The following is a 985-nucleotide window of genomic DNA, read 5'->3' as shown; positions in this document are numbered from 1 at the left end:
GCGGACGTTGCAGCCTTTCTTGCTTCATCGGACAGCCGTTGGGTAACCGGTCAATTGATTGATGCAAGTGGCGGATCTCATCTGTAAATTAACGGCTTCGAAAAACTTACTAAAGAACAAGGCTTTCTTTATTTGTCCAAGAATTGTACCAGTCATTGAGGTAATAGCTTGTCTTGGGAGATCAGTACAAACGACAATCGGCTATGCTAGGCTGATTGTCGTTCTTGAAATGTAAACTTTGATACTATTTGGTTTTTGTGACTTAATGAAATCTTTTACTTCTATGATTTCTATATCATTTCGACTTATTAGGATTATGGTAACGGCTTCAGGTATAAGAATTAAAATCTTTACCCTGCATTTTTCTTCGCAATCTTGCTCTTACATTCTAAAATACGGACATGGAAGCTACAGTCAGGTTATACTACTTTCGGAGGTGATCATATGCAAAATGATAGCGAAATTCAAAAGGAATCTCTCCAATTTATAAATGCAGACTTTAGTGAGATGACTAATGAACGTTGGCACGCAATTGTACACAATGATTCTTCCTATGATGGCAAGTTTTATTATGGTGTAAAAACAACTGGTATTTTTTGTCGACCATCATGCAAATCTAGGGTGCCTAATATAGACAATGTAAAGATTTTTCAAAATGCACAGCAAGCATTATCTGAAAAGTTCCGTCCATGCAAACGTTGTAAACCAAATGGACTAACGTTGCCTAATGAGGATTGGGTAACGCAAATTACAGAATACATTGATAATCACTATAATGATTCCTTAAATCTAGAAATACTAACTGACATGTGTCATGGAAGCCCTTTTCATTTACAACGAACATTTAAACGAATTAAAGGGGTAACTCCACACATCCATCAACTTAAGGTATATTTTTATATAAAACGCGGTCTTTTCACGTAGTATTTTATTATCGTTTATAGATGTTATAAAAGTAGGCATATCAAATAAACCCTAACGGGTT

General features: G+C 35.5%; 1 protein-coding gene and 2 pseudogenes. All 3 read left to right on the top strand.

All coding sequences use genetic code 11. The annotated features are described in order from the left end of the window. A pseudogene (locus tag BAU28_RS29500) lies at positions 1–87 on the top strand (short-chain dehydrogenase); the annotation flags it as partial. Next, a complete protein-coding gene (locus tag BAU28_RS30605; RefSeq protein ID WP_208610983.1) occupies positions 59–235 on the top strand; it encodes a hypothetical protein in 177 nt (58 codons plus the stop codon). The pseudogene BAU28_RS29500 and the gene BAU28_RS30605, both read left to right, overlap by 29 nt. A gap of 272 nt (positions 236–507) precedes the next feature. Continuing rightward, positions 508–891 (top strand): annotated as a pseudogene (locus tag BAU28_RS27055) (Ada metal-binding domain-containing protein); the annotation flags it as partial. Positions 892–985 lie beyond the last annotated feature (94 nt).

Origin of the sequence: Bacillus paramycoides (genome assembly GCF_001884235.1) — a bacterium.
Classification (GTDB): domain Bacteria; phylum Bacillota; class Bacilli; order Bacillales; family Bacillaceae_G; genus Bacillus_A; species Bacillus_A paramycoides.
This window is presented reverse-complemented; position numbering and strand designations above follow the sequence as displayed.